A 14,250-nucleotide genomic window follows, 5' to 3' on the forward strand; every position below is an offset into this window, starting at 1 on the left:
GCCGGGCCTTTCGGCCTGGCAGCGACGGCGGGTCTGCCTCAGCGGGCGCGCCGACGATCCGAAACCGGCTGGTAGGCCAGCCGCGCGTGGTAGGCGCAGTAGGGGCTGCCATCCTTGGAGGCGGTGCCGCAGAAGTGGAAATCCTCGTTCAGCGGATCGCCGTTCGGCCATTTGCAGGTGCGGTCGCTCAGCTCGACGAGCTTCAGCCGGCGCGAGATAGGCACGACCACGCTGTCGTCGGTCCGCGTGACGGGGCGGGGCGCCGGCTCGGCGTCGAACTCCACCTTGAGCGCGGTGGCGCCCACCGTCTGGGGAACCGGGCGCGAAGGCGGGCTGGCCGGCTTGGCGGCTTTCGGGGCCGCGGGCTTGGCCTTCTTCTGACGGGCCTGCGTGGGCGCGGCGCGGCCGCGGCTCGAGAGCTTGAGACGATGCACCTTGCCGATGACGGCATTCCGGCTCACCCCGCCGAGCTGCGCGGCGATCTGGCTGGCGCTCAGACCCTCGGCCCACAGTTTTCGGAGAAGTTCGACCCGCTCGTCTGTCCAGTTCATGCGCTTAAGCTCCTGGGTAGTGCCCGCCGAGGAATCCGAATCCGTGCCAACCCTGGCGACGCCAGGAGGACGCATCGAATACTCGGGGTGATTTTGGTCCGCCGCACGAAATCTAGTTGTTTCGTAGCCGCAAGCTACAATACCCGGTGACTCCGTGACAAGAGTCGCGCCCGGACGCCGAATCGTATTTTTCGGTTTTCCCCAACTTGCCGCCCTGCCGCAAGGGAAAGCCGTCATGCGCGCGCGAAAGCCGCGAAAATCCCGTATCCGTTGACTTCGCGACGAAAAACCCCGATATGTTGGCCGCAGAGGCCGCCCCGGGGGCGGCTTTTTGATTTGGTGGTCCTGCCGCCGCGCGGGCGGGAGGGCGAACGTTCGGCAAAGTCGGTTCCGGAGCAGTCTGGCATGAGCGGTTCTGCGCTTTATGAAACCTTTGCGAGGGCGCCGCTGGCGTTCGATCACGGCGAGGGCGCGTGGCTGGTCACGACGGGCGGCGAGCGATATCTCGACTTCGCAGCCGGCATCGCGGTCAACTCGCTCGGCCACGGCCATCCGCATCTCGTCGAAGCGCTGCGCGAACAGGCCGGCAAGCTGTGGCACACGTCCAACCTCTACGAGGTGCCGGAGCAGCGCAAGCTCGGCGAGCGGCTGGTCGACAGCACCTTCGCCGACAAGGTCTTCTTCACGAATTCGGGCGCCGAGGCGCTGGAATGCGCCATCAAGACGGCGCGCCGCTATCACTATGTGAAGGGCAACCCCGAGAAGTTCCGGATCATCACGTTCGAGGGCGCCTTCCACGGCCGCACGCTGGCGACCATCGCCGCCGGCGGCCAGCCGAAATACCTCGAAGGCTTCGGTCCGAAGGTCGAAGGTTTCGACCAGGTGGCGCTCGGCGACATCGAGGCGGTGAAGACGGCGATCACCGGCGAGACCGCCGGCATCCTGATCGAGCCGGTGCAGGGCGAGGGCGGTATCCGTGCCGTGCCGGCCGAGACGCTGAAGACGCTGCGCAGGCTCTGCGACGAACACGACCTGCTCCTGATCTACGACGAGGTGCAGTGCGGCGTCGGACGCACCGGCAAGTTCTTCGCCTATGAGTGGTCGGGTGCTGTCCCCGACATCATGGCCATCGCCAAGGGCATCGGCGGCGGCTTCCCGATGGGCGCGTGCCTTGCGACCGACGAGGCGGCCAGCGGCATGACGCCCGGCGTGCACGGCACGACGTTCGGCGGCAATCCTCTCGCCATGGCGGTTGGCAATGCGGTGCTCGACGTTGTGCTGGGTGACGGCTTCCTCGACGAGGTGAACCGCAAGGCGCTGCTGTTCAAGCAGGGCCTCGCCTCCATCGTCGACGAGTTCCCGACCGTGTTCGATGAAATCCGCGGCATCGGCCTCATCCTCGGCCTCAAGTGCCGGATGCCGAATGCCGGCGTGAACATGGCCTTCCGCGAGGAAAAGCTGCTCACAGTGCCGGGCGGCGACAACGTCGTGCGCCTGCTGCCGCCGCTCACCCTTACCGACGACGACATCCGCGAGGGTCTCGTCCGGATCCGCTCGGCGGCCGCGAAGCTTGCGTCCGGCGCGCCGGGCCACTGACCGGGAACAGCATGATGATGAATGGAAAGCCGCGGCACTTCACCGATCTGTCTGCCGTTTCGGCCACGGATCTGCGCGGGATCCTCGACGACGCCAAGGCGCGCAAGGCGCGCCTGAAGGCGGGCGAGCGCGACAGGCCGTTCGACGGCAAGGTGCTGGCGATGATCTTCGACAAGCCGTCGACCCGCACGCGCGTGTCCTTCGACGTCGGCATGCGCCAGCTCGGCGGCGAGACGATCATGCTGACCGGTACCGAGATGCAGTTGGGTCGCTCGGAGACCATCGCCGACACCGCCAAGGTGCTGTCGCGCTATGTCGACATCATCATGATCCGCACCACCTCGCACGACCGGCTGATGGAACTGGCGCAGAACGCGACCGTGCCGGTGATCAACGGCCTGACCGACGATACCCATCCCTGCCAGCTGATGGCCGACGTCCTGACCTACGAGGAGCACCGCGGTGACGTGACGGGCAAGCGCTTTGCCTGGACCGGCGACGGCAACAACGTGCTGCACTCGCTGATCGAGGCGGCGGCGCGGTTCCGGTTCGGGGTGAACGTCGCCGTGCCGAAGGGCAGCGAGCCGGAGGCGTCCTACGTGGAATGGGCGCGGGGCGAGGGCGCCGACGTCCGCTTCTTCGACGATGCCGTCGAGGCGGTGATGGGCGTCGACTGCGTGGTCACCGACACCTGGGTGTCCATGGGCCAGGAACACCGCGCGCGCGGCCACAACATCTTCCAGCCCTACCAGGTCAATTCCGACCTCATGCGCCATGCCAGGCCCGAAGCGCTGTTCATGCATTGCCTGCCGGCCCATCGCGGCGAGGAGGTCACCGACGAGGTGATCGACGGGCCGCAGTCGGTCGTGTTCGACGAGGCGGAAAACCGCCTGCATGCGCAGAAGGCCGTGCTTGCCTGGTGCCTGTCGGGAGCCGCCCTTGGCTGATGAGACCATGCTCGGCGAGTTCGGCTTCGCCGGCGACGATGTCGTCGTGCCGTTCCAGGTCGCACCGCTCGACATGCGCGGTCGTGCCGTGCAGGTCGGGCCGATGCTCGACCAGATCCTCGGCCGCCACGCCTATCCCGAACCGGTGGCGCGGCTGCTGGGGGAATGCGTCGTCCTGACCGCGCTGCTCGGCAGTTCGCTCAAGTTCGACGGCAAGTTCATCCTGCAGACCCAGTCGGACGGACCGGTCGACATGCTGGTGGCCGACTTCACCTCGCCCGGATCGATGCGCGCCTATGCGCGCTTCGACGCCGAGCGCCTGGCGCTGGCGCAGGCGCAGGGCCGCGTCGAGCCGCAGGACCTGCTCGGCAAGGGCATCCTGGCCATGACCATCGACCAGGGCGTCCACACCCAGCGCTACCAGGGCATCGTCCAACTCGACGGCATCTCGCTCGAGGAGGTCGCGCGGACCTATTTCCGCCAGTCGGAGCAGATACCGACCGAAGTGAGGCTGGCCGTGGCGCGGCAGGTGCTGCCCGGCGCCGATGGCCGCCGCGAGAGCTGGCGCGCCGGCGGCATCCTGGCGCAGTTCCTGCCCGAGGCGCCGGAACGGCTGCGCATGCCCGACCTGCCGGGCGGCGACGGGGACGACGGCGAGATCGACGACAGCATGGTCGACGACGCCTGGGTGGAAGTGGTGTCGCTCCTGTCGACCATCGCGCCGGACGAACTCTTCGACCCGACGATCGGCACCGAACGCCTGCTCTACCGCCTGTTCCACGAGCATGGCGTCGTGGTCTACGAGGGCATTCCGGTCGCCGACGACTGCTCCTGCTCGCGCGAGAAGATCCACGGGGTGCTGAGCGGCTTCACCGCCGAGGAGATCGTCGACAGCATCGAGGACGGCCGGATCCGCGTCACCTGCGAGTTCTGCTCGACCGAGTACACGTTCGACCCGGCGGAATTCGTCGAGAAGCAGTAGGCTTCAGTTGACGGTGCGCGTGACGTTCGGAAGGTCGAGCGAGAAGGCGGGAATGTCGACCTCGAAGGTCTCGCCGGAACCGGCCCGCATCGTGTAGCGCCCGACCATGATGCCGGACGGCGTGGCGAGGGGACAGCCGGAGGTGTACTGGAAGCTGTCGCCGGGATCGAGGCCCGGCTGCTCGCCCACAACGCCCGCGCCGCGAACTTCCTCGACGCGGCCGGTGCCGTCCGTGATGTTCCAGTAGCGCGAGATCAACTGAACGTGCTCGTCCGAGTTATTGGCGATCGTCACGCGATAGGCCCATACGTAATGGCTCTCCGACGGGTCGGAGCGGTCGTCGAGATAGAACGGCTCGACGCTGACCTCGATGTTGCGTGTAATGGACCGATACATGTCTCATGCTCCGGGCGGGCGGATGTCCCGTTCTCTCGCCGACGAAATCCGCGCCGTCAACCGTCGACAGTCCAGTGGAACCGTGACCGAAATGCGGAACACCGCGACGATGGCGAAAGGGAACGACACCGATGCTTGACGGGTGGGCGCGCCGCGTCATCGATCCGGTCATCGAGCGGCTGGCCCGAATGGTCGCGCGGACCGGAGTCTCGGCCAACAAGGTGACACTCGCCGCTTTCGGTATCGGCGTGCTGGCGGGCATTGCCATCGCGCTCCAGTACTTCCTTGCCGGCCTCGCGCTGGTCGTCGTCAGCCGGATCGGTGACGGGCTGGACGGCGCGGTGGCGCGGATCCGCGGCAAGACCGACTATGGCGGCTATCTCGACATCGTGCTCGACTTCTTCTTCTACGGCGCGATACCGGTCGGCTTCGCGCTGGCCGATCCGGCGGCAAACGCGGTGGCGGCGGCCGTGCTGGTCTTTTCCTTCTACGTCAACGGCGCGAGCTTCCTCGCCTTCGCCATCCTCGCCGAGCGGCGCCGGCTGGCGACCGTGGCGCGCGGCGAGAAGTCGATCTTCTTCACGACCGGCCTCGCGGAAGCGACCGAGACCATTGCGGTCTTCGTGCTCGCCTGCCTGTTCCCGGGCTGGTTTCCGGTGCTGGCCTATGTCTTCGCGGCGGTCTGCTTCTACACCGCGCTGTCGCGCATCGTGCTGGCGGGACGGCAGTTCGGATAGGGATGTAATGACAATGGCGTTACAGTATGCTACGTACCCGTCATGCCAATGCAACCGACATCCAAGTTGTCCGAGAAGGCGTCGCGCACCGTTCGCGACACGCTCAACCTACGGATCCGGCCGGATCTGCGCAGCCTGATCGATCAGGCTGCCGAACTCGCCGGAAAGTCCCGAACCGACTTCGTTTTGGAGGCATCCCGCCGGGCGGCAGAGGAGACCCTGCTCGATCGCTCGCTGTGGCTGGCTGATCCGGAGGCCTTCGCAGCCTTCAGCGAAAGGCTCGACGCGCCATCCGCGCCCAATGAGAGGCTGCGGCACGTCTTGGCCAGAAAGGCGCCCTGGGATCAACCGTGAGCCTCCAGGCCCCCGAACCACTCGGCGAGGCTCACGACGTCGTGGGGTTCGCCTCGAGCGTCGACGGCCTCGACGACTGGCTGAAACGGCGCGCGCGAGCCAATCAGGCGAGCGGCGCCTCCCGCACCTATGTCGCGGCGGATGGAACGCGCGTGGTCGGCTATTATGCGCTGGCGTCCGGCGCCGTAGTGCAGAGCGCGGCTTCCAGCAGGATCAGGCGCAACATGCCCGACCCCGTTCCAATCGTCGTGCTCGGCCGCCTCGCGGTCGACCGCGAATGGCAGGGGAGGGGACTGGGGGGCGCCATGTTCCGCGACGCTGCGCAGCGCGTGCGGCGCGCCGCCGACATCATCGGAATCCGCGGCATTCTCGTTCATGCCATTTCGGACGACGCACGGCGGTTCTACCTGTCGCTCGGCTTCGAGCCGTCGATGCTCGATCCCATGACCTTGATGGTCCGCCTGACCGACATCGAGATGGCGATCTGACCCCGCCGTCAGATCGGATCCGGCCCCTTGAGCCTCGCGCCGTTGACCACCACCGAGCCGTCGCCGTTGAGTTCGACGATCCACCGAAGTCGGCCGTCTTCCAGCGTCCTGCCAAGGCCCCTGGCGGCGAGCACGAAGGGAAACACCTGCTGCGCGCCGGGGGCGACGGCTGCGGCGGCCTGAAGCGCGGCGGCCGCCGTCTCGAAACCCGCCATCTCGATCGTGGCACTCAGGGTCGGCTTGCCGAGCGGAAAGGGCATCTCGCCCGACATGGTGATCTCGATCTCGCCGTTGCGGATGACGCTCTGCTCCATGACGAATGTCGGCGGGTCGCCGAGGAACTCGGCAAGGATGTCCTGGCCGACCGCATCCGGTATCGGCGGCTTCCGATCGAGTTGGAATGCATCGACGAACAGACGAAGCGGCTCTTCCGCATTCAAGTTGCGGACACCGAAGTTGAGGCTGACGTCGGTTGGCAGCAGCGGCGTGCTCCACGCAGGGGCGAGGCCTGACGGAAGGCTCAATCCGGTAACGCCGAAGCCGTAGTCGAGCGAACCGTCGTCCCTGATGCCGTCGACTGCCATCTTCAACTCGAAACCCGCAATGCCGAACCGCCCGACGGACGTCTCGACGGTCAGATCGCTGACATCGTAGCCGACGGAAACCGTGTCCCAGAATGGCAGGGCTGCCAGGATCAGCCGCTTCAGTTCCGCCTGATCGACCGCGACAGCCTGCTCGTCCGCATGAGCGACGGCGAATGCGGCGATGTCGAGGAGCGGCCAGACCCGGAAGCCGGTCGCATCCGATACGACCGTCACGTTGGGCGACGTCACGGAGAACGACATCTGCGGTCCGTCCGGCAAGGCCCGCATGGTCACGGTCTCGGCTAGATCGACCATGGTCTGCAGCGACTCGTAGTCCACGCCTCCCTTGCTCGACTTCCCTGCGGTCATCTCGAAGATTCCGGAGCCGGTGGTGATGTCCGCCCGCTGGTTGTCGTCGGACGAGATCAGCTTCATGCCGCGGTACGAGCCCTGCGCAACCGAGAAAGTGGCGAGTTCGGGGTCGAATGTACCCGTAAACCCGCTTTGCTCCAGGCTCCACTCGACCCGCGAACTCAGGCTGGGCGACAGGCCGGTTGCCGGCGTCCGGAAGCTGAGCGAACCGTTCGGCGCTATGGCGCCCGAGGCGGCAAAGGTACCGTCGGCCTGCGGCTTCACCCGGACCGTGAAGGGCTCCAGGTCGAGCGACAGCGCCGCACTCTCCGGCGCCATCGCGGCCAGCGAGCCGAAATCGAACGTGAGCCGGTAGGCGTCACCGTCGGCCGAGACGTCGAGCATCCGCTTTTCGAACGCCGTCCGGCCGATATAGCGGGACAGGGTCTCGGCGATACGCGCCGCGCCCGCATCGTCAACGGTCTGTGCAGGCGCCGGCACCGTGGTTACTGCGAGGAGGATGAGGAAAGGCAGGACACGGCGCATTCGGATCTCCCTTGTTGCAGCACCTATACTTCAGGACGGCGCTGCAAGAAAGACGGGCGGTCGCCTGCGTTTGCGCGCATCCCGCGTGCCCGGCTACACCGCCGCCAGCGCACGCTCCAGGTCGTCGATCAGGTCGCCCGCGTCCTCGAGCCCGACCGAGAGGCGCACCGTGCCTGGATTGATGCCGAGTTCGGCGCGTGCGGCGTCCGTCAGGTTCTTGTGGGTGGTGGTGGCCGGGTGTGTGATCAGGCTCTTGGCGTCGCCCAGATTGTTGGAAATCAGCACGATCTCCAGCGCGTTCTGAAAGCGGAAGGCCCCTTCCTTGCCGCCCTTGACCTCGAAGCAGACGAGCGTCGAGCCGCCGGTCATCTGGCGCGCGATCACGTCGGCCTGCGGGTGGTCCTTGCGGCCGGGATAGATGACGCGCTCGACGGCGGCATGGCCGGCGAGATGGTCGGCGATCTTCGCCGCGCCCTCGGTCTGGTGCTTCACGCGCAGCGGCAGCGTCTCCAGGCCCTTGAGCAGCGTCCAGGCATTGAAGGGCGAGAGGCTGGGGCCCGTGTGGCGGAAATAGTCGTGCAGGTTCTCGTCGATCCACTTCTTGTCCGACAGCACGATGCCGCCGAGGCAGCGGCCCTGGCCGTCGATGTGCTTGGTGGCGGAATAGACGACGACATGGGCGCCGAGCTCCAGCGGCTTCTGCTGCAGCGGGGTGGCGAAGACGTTGTCGACCACTACGCGCGCGCCGATCGCATTGGCGATCTTCGCCACCGCGCCGATGTCCACCACCTCCAGCGTCGGGTTGGTCGGGCTTTCGAGGAAGAACAGCTTCGTGTTCGGCCGCACCGCGGCTTCCCACTGCGCCATGTCGCGGCCGTCGACCAGCGTGGTCTCGACGCCGTAGCGCGGCATCTGCGTCTCGACGATCCAGCGGCAGGAGCCGAACAGCGCCCGCGACGCCACCACGTGGTCGCCGGCCTTCACCGAGCAGAGCAGGGCGGCGGCCACCGCCGCCATGCCCGACGAGGTAGCGCGCGCGTCCTCGGCGCCTTCCAGCAGGCACATGCGCTTCTCGAACATGTCGACGGTGGGGTTGGCGTAGCGCGAATAGATGAAGCCGGGCTCCTCGCCCTTGAAGCGGGCTTCCGCCGCCTCGCCGCTCTCGTAGACGAAGCCCTGCGTCAGGTAGATCGCCTCCGACGTCTCGCCGAAGGCCGAACGCTGCGTCCCGCCATGCACCAGCTGCGTCGCCGGCTTCCAGTTCCTGTTCGTCTCGCCCATCGTCGTCCTGCCTTCAGCGCACAAAAAAACCGGCCGCGAAGTCGCAAGCCGGTTTCCCCTCGGCCCTTTAGCGACTTGTTTAACGTGGCTGCAAGCCGACCGGCCAAATCACCACGGGATAAGCTTCCCCATAGACCCGCCGCGCACTTGCGTCAACGTGTGCCGTCGTTAAACGTCGGAAGGCCCTCCGACCTGGGCGGATGAGGACCGGCACGACCTTGCGCAGCACTGGCATACTTCCCGACCACGCGATCTCGGCGCTGTTTGCCTCCGGCGCGCTCGCTTCGTCGCGGCCGCTCGACGCCGACCAGATCCAGCCGGCGAGCCTCGACCTGCGCCTTGGAGAAAAGGCCTACCGCGTCCGCGCGAGCTTCCTGCCGGGGCCTGGCCGGCGCGTCGCCGACAAGCTCGAACGGCTGAAGCTGCACGAGATCGACCTGACCGACGGGGCCGTGCTGGAGACGGGCTGCGTGTATATCGTGCCGCTGCTGGAAAGCCTGGCACTGCCGGCCGACATCGCGGCGTCCGCCAATCCGAAGAGCTCGACCGGGCGGCTCGACATCTTCACCCGCGTCATGACCGACTTCGGCGCCGAGTTCGACAAGATCGCGGCCGGCTATCGCGGCGGCCTCTATCTCGAGGTCAGCCCGCGCACCTTTCCCATCATTGCCCGCACTGGCTCGCGCCTGTCGCAGATCCGCTTCCGCACCGGCAACGCCATCCTGACGGAACCGGAACTCGCCGACCTGCACCGCACCGACACGCTGGTGGCAGCCGACCAGCCGAGCGTGACCGGCGGCGGCATCGCATTGTCGATCGACCTCGAGGGCGACGCTTCTGGCCTCGTCGGCTACCGCGGCAAGCACCATACGGGCCTGATCGACGTCGACCGGCGCGGGGCACAGGACGTCGCCGAGTTCTGGGAGCCGCTGCATGCCCATCCCGACCGCGAACTGATCCTCGATCCCGACGAATTCTACATCCTGGTCAGCCGCGAGGCTGTCCACGTCCCGCCGGCCTATGCGGCCGAGATGACCCCCTTCGACCCGCTGGTCGGCGAGTTCCGGGTACACTATGCCGGCTTCTTCGATCCCGGTTTCGGCCATTCGGCGGCGGGCGGCACCGGCAGCCGCGCCGTGCTCGAAGTGCGCAGCCACGAGGTGCCCTTCATCCTCGAACACGGCCAGACCGTCGGGCGGCTCGTCTACGAGCACATGCTGGAGCGCCCCAGCGCGCTCTACGGCAGCGACCTCGGCTCGAACTACCAGGCGCAGGGCCTGAAGCTGTCGAAGCACTTCCGCTGACCGGAGGGGGTTCCGCCGCGGACGGCCTTTTCCGGCCGCATCGGTGCGGCGAAGCGGCCGGACTCAGCCCTGCCGGATCTCGGCCTGCCGCTGCCCGGCCATGGCCTTCACCTCCTCGCGCAGCGCCCGGATCTCGGCCAGGATCATCTCCTGCTCGCCCTGCAGCGCCTGGCGCTCGGCGGTCGCCTCCTCCTCGTGCTCGGCCTGCATGGCCGAGACGATGATGCCGATGAACAGGTTCAGCACGGTGAAGGTGGTGCAGACGATGAAGGGGATGAAGAACATCCAGGCGTAGGGGTAGATCTCCATCACCGGCCGCACGATGCCCATCGACCAGCTTTCCAGCGTCATCACCTGGAACAGCGAGTAGGCCGATTTCGCGATGGTGCCGAACCAGTCGGGGAAGCTTGCGCCGAACAGCTTGGTCGCCATCACCGAGAAAACGTAGAAGACGAGCGTCAGCAGAAGCATGATCGAGCCCATGCCCGGCAGCGCGGCGACCAGCCCGCCGACGACGCGGCGCAGCGACGGCACCATCGACACCAGCCTGAGCACGCGCAGGATGCGCAGCGCGCGCAGCACCGACAGGCTGCCGGTGGCCGGCATCAGCGCGATGGCCACCACCACGAGGTCGAAGATGCGCCAGGGATCGCGAAAGAAGCTTCCCCGGTACACCAGCATCTTCGCCGCCAGCTCGGCCACGAAGACGGCGAGGATCGCCCGGTCGAGGACGAGCAGGACCGGACCCCAGGCAGCCATGACGGCGGGCGAGGTCTCGAGGCCGAGCGTGATGGCGTTGACGATGATCAGGGCGGTGATGGCGAGGTCGAAGCGGCGGGATTCGACGAGGCTCTTCAGGGCGGTCACGGTGGCGGGCTCCGGGGAGGGACGGGAACGCGCGACAAGTGGGTGGATTTGTGCGCTGCGTCAAGGCAGTGCAAGCGGTGCGGCGACAAGCCGACGGCGACCGACCCGACGCTCCGCCGGTTGCGCAGAGCGGGTCGGACGCGGTGCCGAGGCACGGGAACCGCAGCCCTCTTTCCCCGGCCGCAGCCTTGCAAACCGCTTGACACGAGACGACGCTGCCGCGATGTAATGGGCCGGTCGCGGGTGTAGTTCAATGGTAGAACGGCAGCTTCCCAAGCTGCATACGAGGGTTCGATTCCCTTCACCCGCTCCAGCTTTCTTTTCAACGGGTTAAGTCCGGACCGCCGGTGCGGTAGAGTGGCGGTTTTGCGCGCTGCGGCCATGTTCTGCCCTTCGCGTGTTGCCCGCTGGCTGGCTCAGGCCGCGAGGATCGGTCTCAGCTCGCGTTCGAGAGGGCCTAGAAGCTGCCGCCTGTCGTGAGGCTTGGCGGCGCCCATACGATCTCGCTTTTTTCCGACATGCGCAGGAGCGAACGAAAGGTCGCCGATGCTGGCCGGCAAGCACTTCGTCACGTGACGCGGTGAAAACGCTTCCTGGGGATCCGGTCTGGGGTGGAGCATCGCGCGGACGCCGGATCAGTGTCTGCGACCCCGGGTCGTCGTGTGCGGCGCAGGCGCAGAACCCCTCAGCATGGTCTGCTTGAAGATCGTCTAGCTGGCCGGAGGCGCGCGGCCGGCAGCGCTGCATCCGGATGAACTCGCGATCGGCAGCGCGAACGCGCGCCTGCCGCAGGGTAAGTCCCGGCATTAATGCCTAATTCAGGCTCTTCTAATAATAGTGATAGGTGCCCTTTATAGGACCGCCGCCCATGTATCCCGTGCCGCCGAACGAGGAAATCCGCCTCCGACATGTCTTCGAGTCCGGCATCATGGATTCTGGCTTCGAGGCGCAATTCGATGCGCTCGTCACCCATGTCAGCGAAATGTTCAACGTCCCCGTGAGCCTGATCACCATCCTCGATCAGAACCGGCAATGGTTCAAGGCGGTCCACGGTCTCGACATGCGGGAGACACGTCGCGAGACGGCATTCTGCAACTATCCCGTCGCGACGGGCCATTCGCTCGTCGTCGAGGATGCGACGAAGGATCCACGCTTCTCGGCCAATCCCTTCGTCCAGCAGGACAACGGTATCCGATCCTACGCAGGCGTGCCGCTCGCTCTCGAGCCCGGGATACATGTCGGGACATTGTGCGTCCTCGACACCAAGCCGCGGCGGTTTTCGCCCACCGCTCTCCGGATGCTGGATCGACTTGGGCAGGTGGCGGAGGCCCTCATCAAGCAGTTCGCCCAGGCGCGGAAGCTGAACCTGGTGCTGGACGAGCTCCATTTGAAAAGCCGTCTGCTCGGTCACCAGAACAGCGAGCTGCTCTTCAAGCAGCGGCTCCTCGAGGATGCCTGCCGCCTCGCCAACATGGGGGCCTGGGAGCGGGATCTCACCACCGGTCAGTACCGATGGAGCGACACGCTCTACGCCATTCACGCGCTGGACCCGGGTTCAGACATCACCGATGAAACCCTGCGCCGGTTCTACAGCGACAGCGAGTGGTCCAGGCTGGAGGAGACCGTGAAGCGGGCCCACAGCGACAACTCGCCCTACGACATCGAACTCGCATTCCAGACCGCGAGGGGCGAGCCGCGACATGCGCGGATCTGCAGTGCCGTGGAAATGGGCCACGACGGCGTCGCCATCAGGCGCTTCGGCCTGAAGCAGGATATCACGGCCGACAAGGAGATCCGCGCCAGGCTGCGCATTCTGGCGGAACATGATCTGCTCACCGGTCTCGTCAACCGCGCCACGCTTCTTGCGCGGATGGAGGAGTTGCGGTCCACCGACCGGCCAATCTGCCTGATGATGCTCGATCTCGACGGCTTCAAGGACGTGAACGACACGGCCGGTCACATTGCAGGAGATGCCTGTCTCCGCGAAATCGGACGAAGGCTCCAGTCGATGTCTGCCGAGGCCTGCATTGCCCGCGTCGGCGGAGACGAATTCGCGGTCCTGCTTCCTGCAACCGATGCGTTGCACATGGAAGCTCTGGCCGTCTGGATCCTGAAGAAGATCTCGGAACCGTTCCTTTGGGAAGAGCAGGGCTTTCAGCTGGGGGTTTCGATCGGCATCAGCCATTCCCTGAACCGACCGGCGGTCGATCCCGCGGACCTGCTGACGGAGGCCGACCTTGCGCTCTATGCGGCGAAGGGAAACGGCAGGAACAGGCTCCAGTTCTATGCAGAGGCGCTTCTGTCGCAAGCCATGCAGAAGGTCAAAACGATCGGACGCATTCGCGCGGCCTTGAAGAAGGGTGAGTTTCTCCTCCACTACCAGCCGAAGTTCCGACTGTCGGACCAGAAGCTGGTTGGCCTTGAAGCGCTGCTGCGCTGGCAGGATGGCGGCGTGCTTCGAGGCCCGAGCGAGTTCCGGGTGGGGCTCGACGACACCATCGTCTCCACTGAAATCGGGTCGTTCGTTCTCGACGAAGGCCTCAGGCAGGCGGGTGAGTGGTTCAGGTCCGGGATCGAATTCGGCCACGTCGCGCTGAACATGAGCCCGCAGCAGTTTCAGGATGAAACGCTCGTCGACGAGCTGTTGGGGAAGATATCGGCCCATGGACTGGCCCCGCATCACATCCAGCTGGAGATTACCGAGGAAACCGTCTTGTCGCGGTCGGCCGATGAAGTGCGCGCCGCCTGCGCCAGGCTGCGCCAGGAGGGGGTGCTGATCGCGTTCGACGACTTCGGCACCGGCTTTGCGTCCCTGACTCATCTGATCAGCTTCCCGGTCGACATCATCAAGATCGATCGAAGCTTCATCGGGTCGCTCGCTCGCGATGCACGGGCGCGATCGATCGTTGCATCCATCGTCGGACTGGCCAGGAACCTCGATCTGGCCGTCGTTGCCGAGGGCGTGGAGACGACCGATCAGAGCGAACTTCTGCTCGCAATGGGGTGTGACATCGCGCAAGGCTATCTGTATTCGCCCGCGGTCTCTGCCAGAGACCTGTTCGAACGGCCGGCAGGTTGCACAATGAACAAGGATCGCTGACCGACGCTCATGCCGCACGTCCCCGCCGGACCTTGCGGCGAAGGTGTAGGGGAATCGCATTTGAGAAATAGGACTGGCGTGGAGGTTTGATCTGGATTCTTTGGATGGCTCCTATTTTGGAGTTTTCGGATGCCTTCCCTGATCACGATCTTCCGCGACATTCCCG

General features: G+C 66.1%; 13 protein-coding genes, 1 tRNA gene and 1 riboswitch. Of the genes, 9 read left to right on the forward strand and 5 right to left on the reverse strand.

The window, feature by feature from the left end; translation table 11 throughout:
* Positions 1-38: 38 nt before the first annotated feature.
* Entirely contained in the window at positions 39-551 is a 513-nt protein-coding gene (locus N1F91_RS17285) for a GcrA family cell cycle regulator (RefSeq protein WP_289994171.1), read from the reverse strand.
* Positions 552-956: 405 nt separating this feature from the next.
* On the opposite strand from N1F91_RS17285, the gene N1F91_RS17290 reads away from it, so the two are divergent.
* The 3 genes from N1F91_RS17290 to N1F91_RS17300 are packed head-to-tail and all read left to right on the forward strand — an operon-like array spanning position 957 to position 4,076.
* Positions 957-2,147 carry an aspartate aminotransferase family protein gene (locus N1F91_RS17290; RefSeq protein ID WP_289994172.1) on the forward strand — a complete coding sequence of 397 codons (1,191 nt, stop codon included), beginning with the start codon at positions 957-959 and terminating at the stop codon, positions 2,145-2,147.
* Between the two features lie 17 nt (positions 2,148-2,164).
* On the forward strand, positions 2,165-3,094 hold the full coding sequence (gene argF, locus N1F91_RS17295; RefSeq protein WP_289994192.1) for an ornithine carbamoyltransferase: 930 nt from the start codon (positions 2,165-2,167) through the stop codon (positions 3,092-3,094).
* A 7-nt stretch (positions 3,095-3,101) separates the two neighbouring features.
* Positions 3,102-4,076 carry an Hsp33 family molecular chaperone gene (locus tag N1F91_RS17300; RefSeq protein ID WP_289994193.1) on the forward strand — a complete coding sequence of 325 codons (975 nt, stop codon included), beginning with the start codon at positions 3,102-3,104 and terminating at the stop codon, positions 4,074-4,076.
* 3 nt (positions 4,077-4,079) lie between these two features.
* On the opposite strand, the gene apaG is transcribed toward N1F91_RS17300, so the two are convergent.
* Positions 4,080-4,472: a Co2+/Mg2+ efflux protein ApaG gene (gene apaG, locus N1F91_RS17305; protein WP_289994173.1), complete on the reverse strand. Its 393-nt coding sequence runs from the start codon at positions 4,470-4,472 to the stop codon at positions 4,080-4,082.
* A gap of 131 nt (positions 4,473-4,603) precedes the next feature.
* On the opposite strand from apaG, the gene N1F91_RS17310 reads away from it, so the two are divergent.
* The 3 genes from N1F91_RS17310 to N1F91_RS17320 all read left to right on the forward strand — a co-directional run bounded on the left by N1F91_RS17310 (position 4,604) and on the right by N1F91_RS17320 (position 6,051).
* Positions 4,604-5,209 (forward strand): CDP-alcohol phosphatidyltransferase family protein, encoded by a 606-nt coding sequence (locus N1F91_RS17310; protein ID WP_289994174.1) that lies wholly within the window; start codon positions 4,604-4,606, stop codon positions 5,207-5,209.
* Between the two features lie 66 nt (positions 5,210-5,275).
* Positions 5,276-5,563 carry a DUF1778 domain-containing protein gene (locus tag N1F91_RS17315; protein ID WP_289994175.1) on the forward strand — a complete coding sequence of 96 codons (288 nt, stop codon included), beginning with the start codon at positions 5,276-5,278 and terminating at the stop codon, positions 5,561-5,563.
* Positions 5,560-6,051, forward strand: coding sequence for a GNAT family N-acetyltransferase (locus N1F91_RS17320; protein WP_289994176.1), 492 nt, complete (start codon positions 5,560-5,562; stop codon positions 6,049-6,051). Before N1F91_RS17315 ends, N1F91_RS17320 begins: the two co-directional genes overlap by 4 nt.
* Before the next feature lie 8 nt (positions 6,052-6,059).
* On the opposite strand, the gene N1F91_RS17325 is transcribed toward N1F91_RS17320, so the two are convergent.
* Positions 6,060-7,532 (reverse strand): hypothetical protein, encoded by a 1,473-nt coding sequence (locus tag N1F91_RS17325; protein WP_289994178.1) that lies wholly within the window; start codon positions 7,530-7,532, stop codon positions 6,060-6,062.
* A 93-nt stretch (positions 7,533-7,625) separates the two neighbouring features.
* Positions 7,626-8,813 carry an O-succinylhomoserine sulfhydrylase gene (locus tag N1F91_RS17330; protein WP_289994180.1) on the reverse strand — a complete coding sequence of 396 codons (1,188 nt, stop codon included), beginning with the start codon at positions 8,811-8,813 and terminating at the stop codon, positions 7,626-7,628.
* Positions 8,814-8,860: 47 nt separating this feature from the next.
* Positions 8,861-8,938, reverse strand: a riboswitch (SAM riboswitch).
* A 93-nt stretch (positions 8,939-9,031) separates the two neighbouring features.
* Here N1F91_RS17330 and N1F91_RS17335 point away from each other — a divergent pair.
* A complete protein-coding gene (locus tag N1F91_RS17335; protein WP_289994181.1) occupies positions 9,032-10,117 on the forward strand; it encodes a 2'-deoxycytidine 5'-triphosphate deaminase in 1,086 nt (361 codons plus the stop codon).
* A gap of 63 nt (positions 10,118-10,180) precedes the next feature.
* Here N1F91_RS17335 and N1F91_RS17340 read toward each other — a convergent pair whose 3' ends face one another.
* Positions 10,181-10,984: an ion transporter gene (locus N1F91_RS17340; RefSeq protein WP_289994184.1), complete on the reverse strand. Its 804-nt coding sequence runs from the start codon at positions 10,982-10,984 to the stop codon at positions 10,181-10,183.
* A gap of 239 nt (positions 10,985-11,223) precedes the next feature.
* On the opposite strand from N1F91_RS17340, the gene N1F91_RS17345 reads away from it, so the two are divergent.
* Both N1F91_RS17345 and N1F91_RS17350 read left to right on the forward strand, forming a co-directional pair.
* A tRNA-Gly gene (locus N1F91_RS17345) sits at positions 11,224-11,297 on the forward strand.
* Positions 11,298-11,912: 615 nt separating this feature from the next.
* Entirely contained in the window at positions 11,913-14,084 is a 2,172-nt protein-coding gene (locus tag N1F91_RS17350) for a GGDEF and EAL domain-containing protein (protein WP_289994196.1), read from the forward strand.
* The last annotated feature ends 166 nt before the right edge of the window (positions 14,085-14,250 follow it).

It is taken from the genome of Aquibium sp. ELW1220 (assembly GCF_030398385.1).
Lineage (GTDB): Bacteria > Pseudomonadota > Alphaproteobacteria > Rhizobiales > Rhizobiaceae > Aquibium.